General features: G+C 65.6%; 9 protein-coding genes. 8 read left to right on the top strand and 1 reads right to left on the bottom strand.

Translation table 11 applies throughout. The features are described from left to right. On the bottom strand, positions 1 to 799 hold a 799-nt coding region (locus Q8N40_RS18010; RefSeq protein ID WP_305712774.1), incomplete at its 3' end, for a flagellar biosynthetic protein FliO. Between the two features lie 374 nt (positions 800 to 1,173). Here Q8N40_RS18010 and flgB point away from each other — a divergent pair. The 8 genes from flgB to cckA form a co-directional block, all read left to right on the top strand. Next, positions 1,174 to 1,578, top strand: a complete 405-nt coding sequence (flgB, locus tag Q8N40_RS18005; protein ID WP_305320798.1) for a flagellar basal body rod protein FlgB — start codon at positions 1,174 to 1,176, stop codon at positions 1,576 to 1,578. 19 nt (positions 1,579 to 1,597) lie between these two features. Further along, positions 1,598 to 2,023, top strand: a complete 426-nt coding sequence (gene flgC, locus Q8N40_RS18000; protein WP_305712773.1) for a flagellar basal body rod protein FlgC — start codon at positions 1,598 to 1,600, stop codon at positions 2,021 to 2,023. Between the two features lie 17 nt (positions 2,024 to 2,040). Further along, positions 2,041 to 2,364 (top strand): flagellar hook-basal body complex protein FliE, encoded by a 324-nt coding sequence (gene fliE / locus Q8N40_RS17995; protein ID WP_305320796.1) that lies wholly within the window; start codon positions 2,041 to 2,043, stop codon positions 2,362 to 2,364. A 140-nt stretch (positions 2,365 to 2,504) separates the two neighbouring features. Beyond that, on the top strand, positions 2,505 to 2,768 hold the full coding sequence (gene fliQ, locus Q8N40_RS17990) for a flagellar biosynthesis protein FliQ (protein WP_305320795.1): 264 nt from the start codon (positions 2,505 to 2,507) through the stop codon (positions 2,766 to 2,768). A gap of 19 nt (positions 2,769 to 2,787) precedes the next feature. Beyond that, positions 2,788 to 3,558 carry a flagellar biosynthetic protein FliR gene (fliR, locus tag Q8N40_RS17985; protein ID WP_305320794.1) on the top strand — a complete coding sequence of 257 codons (771 nt, stop codon included), beginning with the start codon at positions 2,788 to 2,790 and terminating at the stop codon, positions 3,556 to 3,558. Positions 3,559 to 3,569: 11 nt separating this feature from the next. After that, positions 3,570 to 4,649 (top strand): flagellar biosynthesis protein FlhB, encoded by a 1,080-nt coding sequence (gene flhB, locus Q8N40_RS17980; protein WP_305712772.1) that lies wholly within the window; start codon positions 3,570 to 3,572, stop codon positions 4,647 to 4,649. Between the two features lie 40 nt (positions 4,650 to 4,689). Continuing rightward, positions 4,690 to 4,836 carry a hypothetical protein gene (locus Q8N40_RS17975; protein WP_305712771.1) on the top strand — a complete coding sequence of 49 codons (147 nt, stop codon included), beginning with the start codon at positions 4,690 to 4,692 and terminating at the stop codon, positions 4,834 to 4,836. Then, positions 4,833 to 7,234 (top strand): cell cycle histidine kinase CckA (cckA, locus tag Q8N40_RS17970; protein ID WP_305712770.1); only part of this gene is annotated, 2,402 nt, incomplete at its 3' end. The genes Q8N40_RS17975 and cckA, both read left to right, overlap by 4 nt.

Here is a 7,234-nt window from a genome sequence, read left to right as displayed (position 1 = left end):
GGCGCAGCGCGGCTTCCAGCCGCTGCGCCATCTCGGCGAGATTCTGGTCGGCGCTGGACTGCGCCGAGGGGGGCGGCGGCGGCGCCGGGGGCGGCGGCGGTGCGACGGCCCGTTCGGAGGCCGGCACGCGCGGCGGCGCCTTCGGCGGTTCGGGCCGCATGGGCCGCGGCATCATCGGCTCGCTGCGCGAGGTGACCCGCGACGGCATCGGTTCCGGGCGCAGCTCGGGACGGGGCTCGGGCCGGCCGCCCAGCGGCTCCGGCGCGAAGCCGGCCATCGGGTCGGCGCGCTCGGCCCGCTCGGGGCGGCGCTCCGGCATCGGCATCTGCGGCGGCGACGGGCGGCGCGCTTCGTCGGCAAAAGAGGGACGAACCGGCCGCGGCGGCGGCTCGGGCATTTGCGGCTCGGCATGGTCGAACATATCGGTCCGGGCGGTCTCCCCGTCGCTCCAGCTGGTGTCGGGCAGCGGCGCGATTCGGGGCGACGGCTCGGTGCCGCCGACGGCGGGCCGCGGCGCCTGCTCCCGTCCGGGCATGGCGCGGACGATATTGGCTTCGACGACGATGTCGGTGGGGCCGCCGATCATCAGCAGATGCTCGATGTTGTCGCGCCGCACCAGTACCAGCCGCCTGCGGCCGTCGACCGCCGCGGCGTCGATCACCGCCAGCCGCGGCATCCGCCCGCGGTTGGTATTGGCGCCGAGGCGGTTGGTGGCGAAGCGACGAACCAGCCAGGCGGCGACGCCGATCAGGGCCAGCACGGCCACGAATGCCAAGAAGAATGTAAGTGGTCCCTGCATAGCTCAGTCCCCGGCCAGTAAAGCTGTCTTCAAACTTCGCTTGGGCAATCCGGACCGGCGTTCCGTCCGATGGCCCAACGAAGCGCAGCCCAGCCTCATGTCTTAATTCCCCACGGCAAGAAGTGCCGCCCACGCATCTTAATAAACCAAGAATCGCTTGAGCCAAAACGACTTCTGAGCGCCCCACGCGCTTGGTTAACGCAGCTTTCGTGGCAAAAATGCGCTCGGTGTGCAGCCGGAGCACCGATCCGCGTCCGGCGCTGGCTGTTGTCCACGGCTAAAATCAGGCGATTTTAACCCGTTGTTAACCATACACACGGCAAATTCTGCCTACCTCAGCGGCGCCGTGCCCCTGACGTAATGGGGCCGATGCGATGGCTATCAACGATCTTCCGGTTTTGTCGGCGCTGCGCACCAAGATGCAGTGGCACCAGGAGCGCCAGCGCGTGCTCGCCGAAAATATCTCGAATTCCGACACGCCGAATTTCAGGCCGCGCGATCTGGTCGAGCCGAAATTCGACAAAACCGGCGCCAGCCCCGCGGCGATGGGAGCGCTGGCGATGATGCGCACCAGCACCAGCCACATTGCCCCGGCCGGCGGCGGCGACACTTTCGCGCAACACGGCCGGGCCGGGTTCCATACCAGGCCGGCCGGCAACGCCGTCAATCTCGAAGACCAGATGCTCAAGGTCTCCGCCAACCAGATGGACTACGCCGCGGCCACCTCGCTCTACAGCCGCAGCCTGGGGCTTCTGAAAACCGCCATCGGCAAGCGCTGAGCTTTAGGGAAACGCGATCATGGCAAGCGATGGAAATGACTTCGGCCGCTCGATGAGCATCGCAACCTCCGGCCTGCGCGCGCAGGCGGGGCGGATGCGGGTGCTCTCGGAAAATATCGCCAACGCGGATTCCGTTGCGCCGACCGCCGGCGGCGACCCCTATCGCCGCAAGGTGCCGACATTCACCTCCGAACTCGATCGCTCGCTGGATGCCAGGGTCGTGACGCTCGGCAGGGTCAGGCCCGACGCGTCGGCGTTCCGGGTCAAATACGAGCCTTCCAATCCGGCGGCGGACGCCGCCGGCAACGTCAAATATCCCAACGTCAACTCGGTGATCGAAACGGCTGACATGCGCGAAGCGCAGCGATCCTACGAGGCGAACCTCAACATCATCAGCGCCACGCGCCGGATGATTCAACGCACGCTCGACATCCTCAAGGCCTGAACAGGAAACCCCGGACCATGGCTTCACCCACAGTCGCTGCAAATGCCTATGCCGCACTTGCCCGCATGACCAGCAGCGCCGGCCCCGCCGCCGGCGTCGGCAAGGCCGCCGAACTCGGTGGCGGCCAATCCTTCGGCGCGGTGCTCAAGGAGGCGCTCGGCAGCGTGATGGACGCCGGCCGCAAATCCGACGCGCAGACGGTGGCGATGACGACCGGGAAGGCCAACGTGATGGACGTGGTGACGGCGGTGGCCGAAACCGACGTCGCGGTCTCGACCCTGGTGTCGGTGCGCGACCGGATGATCCAGTCCTACGAAGACATCATGCGGATGCCGATCTGATTTTTCTGCACCGTCATTCCGGGGCGATGCGAAGCATCGAACCCGGAATTCGAGATGGTTCGCGCGAGGAGATCCCAGGTTCGCGCTGGCAGGCGCCCCGGAATGACGACGGTTGAAATCGAGTGAATTGGAATAGATAAATGACCGGTGCTGAAACCCTTGACGTGGCGCGCGATGCGATCTGGACCATCGTCATCGTGTCGTCGCCGCTGATGGTGGTCGGCCTCGTGGTCGGCGTCGTGGTGTCGCTGTTCCAGGCGCTGACCCAGATCCAGGAACAGACCCTGGTGTTCGTGCCCAAGATCCTCGCGATCTTCGTCACGCTGCTGCTGGCGCTGCCGTTCATGTCGGAGTCGCTGCACGGCTACATGATGCGGATATCGTCGCGAATCATAGGCGGTTGAGGCATGATGCGCGTCAATCATGCGCATCGACGTCTCATTGCTGCCGGCACTGGCCGCCGCCTTCATGCTGGTATTTGCCCGCATCGGCGCGATGGTGATGCTGTTGCCCGGGCTCGGCGAGGCCAATATTCCGGTTCGCATCAAGCTGGCGATCGCGCTGCTGCTGACGCTGGTGATCCTGCCAGTGCACCGGGCGGCCTACAACATCGACATGCAGTCGATTACGGCGCTGCTGGTGTTGATGATGCACGAAATCGTCATCGGCGTCGTGCTCGGCGCCACTGCGCGGGTGACGCTGTCGGCGCTGCAGGTCGCGGGATCGGTGATCGCCCAGCAGCTCGGCCTCGGATTCGTCACCTCGGTCGATCCGACCCAGGGGCAGCAGGGTCTCCTGATCGGAAACTTCCTCACCATCCTCGGCCTGACGCTGCTGTTCGCCACCGACAGCCATCACCTCGTGATCGCCGCGCTCAACGACAGCTACACGATCTTTGCGCCGGGCGCGTCGATGGCGAGTGGCGATGTCGCCTCGCTGGCCACCAACGCCTTCACCGCCGCCTTCAAGATCGGGATCCAGCTGTCGGCGCCGTTCCTGGTGTTCGGTATCGTCTTCAATATCGGGCTTGGCGTGCTGGCGCGGCTGATGCCGCAGATGCAGGTCTATTTCGTCGGCGTGCCACTGTCGATTCTCGCCGGCTTCCTGATCCTGGCGCTCGTCCTCGTCACGATGATGGGAACCTTCCTCGATTATTTCACCGGCGTCATGCATCAGCTGATACCATCAAGGTAAGGGCTTGATCGATGTCCGACGAGAATGACTCCTCAGACAAAACAGAAGACCCGACCCAAAAACGTCTGGATGAGGCCCACGAAAAAGGCGACGTCGCCAAGAGCCAGGAGGTCAATACCTGGTTCGTGCTCGCCGGCGCCACGCTGGTGCTGTCGTCCTTTCATGGATCGATCGGCGGCGGCATCCTGGCGCCGTTGCGCAATCTGGTGGCCAATTCATGGATGATCCGCACCGATGGGGCGGGTCTGATGGCGCTGACGCAGAGCCTTGGCTATTCGATGATGGCGGCGCTCGGCGTGCCGTTCCTGATGTTCGCGCTGGCGGCGATCGCGGGCAACATGGTCCAGCACCGGATGGTGTGGTCGGGCGAGTCGCTCAAGCCGAAATTCAACAAGATATCGCCGGGCGCCGGGTTCAAGCGGATCTTCGGCAAGCAGGGGCTTGCGAATTTCATCAAGGGCCTTTTCAAGGTGATCGCGCTCGGCGCCGTGATGACGGCGGTGCTTTGGCCGGAGCACCATCGGCTCGAAGCGATGGTGCGGTTCGACGTTTCGTCGATCATGGTCGTCAGCACCAACCTGACGCTGCAACTGATGGGCGCCGTGGTGGCGATGCTCGCGGTGGTCGCGATCGGCGATTTCTTCTTTCAGTACCGGACCTGGTTCGAGAAGCAGAAGATGTCGCTGCAGGACATGAAGATGGAGTACAAGCAGTCCGAAGGCGACCCGCACATCAAGGGCAAGCTCAGGCAGCTGCGCCAGCAGCGCATGAAGAAGCGAATGATGGCCGCGGTTCCCCAGGCCTCCGTGATCATCACCAACCCGACCCACTATGCGGTGGCGCTGCGCTATGAACGCGGCATGCCGGCGCCGATCTGCGTGGCCAAGGGCATCGACACGCTGGCGCTCAAGATCCGGGAAATCGCCGGCAAGCACGACATCCCGATCGTCGAGAACGTGCCGCTGGCGCGGGCGCTGCATGCGACCGTGGAGGTCGACGGCGAGATCCCGGTGGAACATTACCATGCAGTCGCGGAGGTTATCGGCTACGTCATGGGCCTCAGGCGCGGGCTTTCCGGCCGGCCGGCATGAATCCGGCGGTCCGGGACAGGCTCAACGGGAGAGGCTGGAAATGACCGCGGCGGGCGAAATAGCTGATGTGACGGCCTTGCGTTGGCAGGCCCGATTCAGGCACTCAGGAGCGGGCGCGCAAAAGCGCGCCTGGCGCCGCGCGCAGGCGCGTAACATCGATGTCGACAGGCTCTATCCGCTGCCATGACCGCCGAACCCGACAACGCTCCCGCGCCGCAGCCCTTCGCCGCCCAGGAACCGGCACGACGGAACGGCAGCATCGTCCTGGTACTGCTGGTGGCCTTTGCGATCGTCGCGGTGGCGGTCGCGCTGATGACCATCGGCCGCGCCCAGGCGCAGCCCTATATCCTCGGCCTGTTGGCGCTGCTGGCGATGGTCGGGCTGTTCAACCTGTTCGCCTTCGCCGCCGGCATCATCCGTTTCGCCGATCGCGCCGCCGACGATCCGGTGATGAGCCGGATCGCCGATTACGCCTATGACGGGCTGGCGGTGACCGATTCCCGCGGCCATGTAGTCTATTCCAACGCCGCCTATCTGGCGATAACGGGGGCTGCGACCGCGCAGGACGCGCGCCCGGTGGAGCGGGTCTTCATCGGCAATCCCGACGTCTCGGAAGCGGTGTTCCGCCTGCTCAAGGCGGCGCGCGAAGGCAAGCGGCAGCAGGAAGAGGTCCGCATCGCCGGCTCCGACGGCAGCCAGGGCCGCTGGCTGCGGATGCGGGTCCGCCCGCTCGGAGCGAGCAAGCGCGAAGCGAAATACGCGGTGTGGTCGATCGCCGACATCACCCGCGACCGCGAGCGGCAGGAGGACGTGTTCCAGGAACTGCAGCACGCCATCGAATATCTCGATCACGCGCCGTGCGGGTTCTTCTCCGTCAATGCCGGCGGCGACCTCGTCTATGTCAACGCCACGCTGGCGAACTGGCTGGATCACGACCTCGCGGAAATCGGCAATGGCGGCCTCAAGCTGACCGACATCGTCTCCGGCGACGGCGCCTCGTTGCTGACCTCGATCGTGGCGGTGCCCGGCGAAGTCAAGACCGAGGTTTTCGACATCGACCTGCGGATGCGCGGCGGCAGGACCATGCCGGTGCGGCTCTATCACAAGCTGGCATTCGGGGCCGACGGCGTGCCGGGCGCCTCGCGCACGCTGGTGATCAGCCGGGCCCGCGACGAGCATTCCGATCCGCAGCGCGCCGCCGAAGTCCGCTTCATGCGCTTCTTCGACCATACCCCGATGGCGATCGCGACGGTGGAGCGGTCAGGCGCGGTGGTGCGCGCCAATGCCCGCTACGCCAAGCTCGCGCAGGGGCTGAATTCCGAAGGCGCTTCCGGCAAGTCGATCTTCCGCAGCGTCAATCCGCGCGACCGCCATCTGCTGATCGCGGCCATCAACCAGGCGGCGGAGGGGCAGGGCGACATCGCCCCGGTCGAGGCGATGCTCGACGGGCCCAAGGAGCGCTGGGGGCAGTTCTTCGTCACCGCGGTCGAGGAGAACGAACGCGAGACCGAGGCCGCCATTGTTTATCTGCTGGAGACCACCGAGCGGCGCACGCTGGAAAACCAGATCAACCAGTCGCAGAAGATGGACATGGTCGGCCAGCTCGCCGGCGGCATCGCCCATGATTTCAACAACGTGCTTTCCGCCATCATGATGGCGAACGACTTCCTGCTGAACGCGCACAAGCCGACCGACCCGTCGTTCCAGGACATCATGCAGATCAAGCAGAACGCTACCCGCGCCGCGACGCTGGTGCGGCAGCTGCTGGCGTTTTCGCGGCGGCAGACGCTGCGGCCGCAGGTGCTCGATCTCGGCGACGCCCTGAGCGATCTCACCATGCTGCTGCGCCGGCTGATCGGCGAAAAGGTCAAGCTGGACCTCGTGCACGGCCGCGATTTGTGGGCGGTCAAGGTCGACGTCTCCCAGTTCGAGCAGGTGATAGTCAACCTCGCGGTCAACGCCCGCGATGCGATGCCCGACGGCGGCAAGCTGACGGTGCGCACCGCCAATGTGACGACGGAGGAATCCAGCCAGTTCGCCTACAAGGGCATGCCGGCGGCGGATTACGTCCGGATCGACGTTGCCGACACCGGCACCGGCATTCCCGCCGACATCGTCGACAAGATCTTCGAACCGTTCTTCTCGACCAAGGAAGTCGGCAAGGGCACCGGCCTCGGCCTGTCGACGGTGTACGGCATCGTCAAGCAGACCGGCGGTTTTATCTACGTGGATTCGGAAGCCGACAAGGGCACCTCGTTCCATATCTTCCTGCCGCGGCATCATGCCGAGCAGGAGGTGCAGCCGGAGCCCGTCGCCGCCACTGATGCGGCCAAGGCGCCGGCGGCGGAAACCAGGCCGCGCGCCGACCTGACCGGGCAGGGCACCATCCTGCTGGTCGAGGACGAGGAGGGCCTGCGCTCGCTCAATGCCCGCGGCCTGCGCTCGCGCGGCTACAGCGTGATCGAGGCCTCCAATGGCGTCGAGGCGATGGAGGCGCTGGAGGAAAAGAACGGCGCGGTCGACCTCGTGGTGTCCGACGTGGTGATGCCGGAAATGGACGGCCCGACGCTGCTGCGGGAGATGCG

It is taken from the genome of Bradyrhizobium sp., from assembly GCF_030693485.1.
Lineage (GTDB): Bacteria > Pseudomonadota > Alphaproteobacteria > Rhizobiales > Xanthobacteraceae > Bradyrhizobium.
Note: the sequence above shows the minus strand (reverse complement) of the source record. Positions and strands in the feature narration are given on the sequence as shown.

Bases quoted from the DNA above. Each gene is read 5' to 3' on its own strand.
- Q8N40_RS17975 (WP_305712771.1), top strand. From the start codon at position 4,690: ATGACCGCGGCGGGCGAAATAGCTGATGTGACGGCCTTGCGTTGGCAG.
- fliQ (WP_305320795.1), top strand. From the start codon at position 2,505: ATGACCGGTGCTGAAACCCTTGACGTGGCGCGCGATGCGATCTGGACC.
- flgB (WP_305320798.1), top strand. From the start codon at position 1,174: ATGGCTATCAACGATCTTCCGGTTTTGTCGGCGCTGCGCACCAAGATG.
- fliE (WP_305320796.1), top strand. From the start codon at position 2,041: ATGGCTTCACCCACAGTCGCTGCAAATGCCTATGCCGCACTTGCCCGC.
- flhB (WP_305712772.1), top strand. From the start codon at position 3,570: ATGTCCGACGAGAATGACTCCTCAGACAAAACAGAAGACCCGACCCAA.
- fliR (WP_305320794.1), top strand. From the start codon at position 2,788: ATGCGCATCGACGTCTCATTGCTGCCGGCACTGGCCGCCGCCTTCATG.
- flgC (WP_305712773.1), top strand. From the start codon at position 1,598: ATGGCAAGCGATGGAAATGACTTCGGCCGCTCGATGAGCATCGCAACC.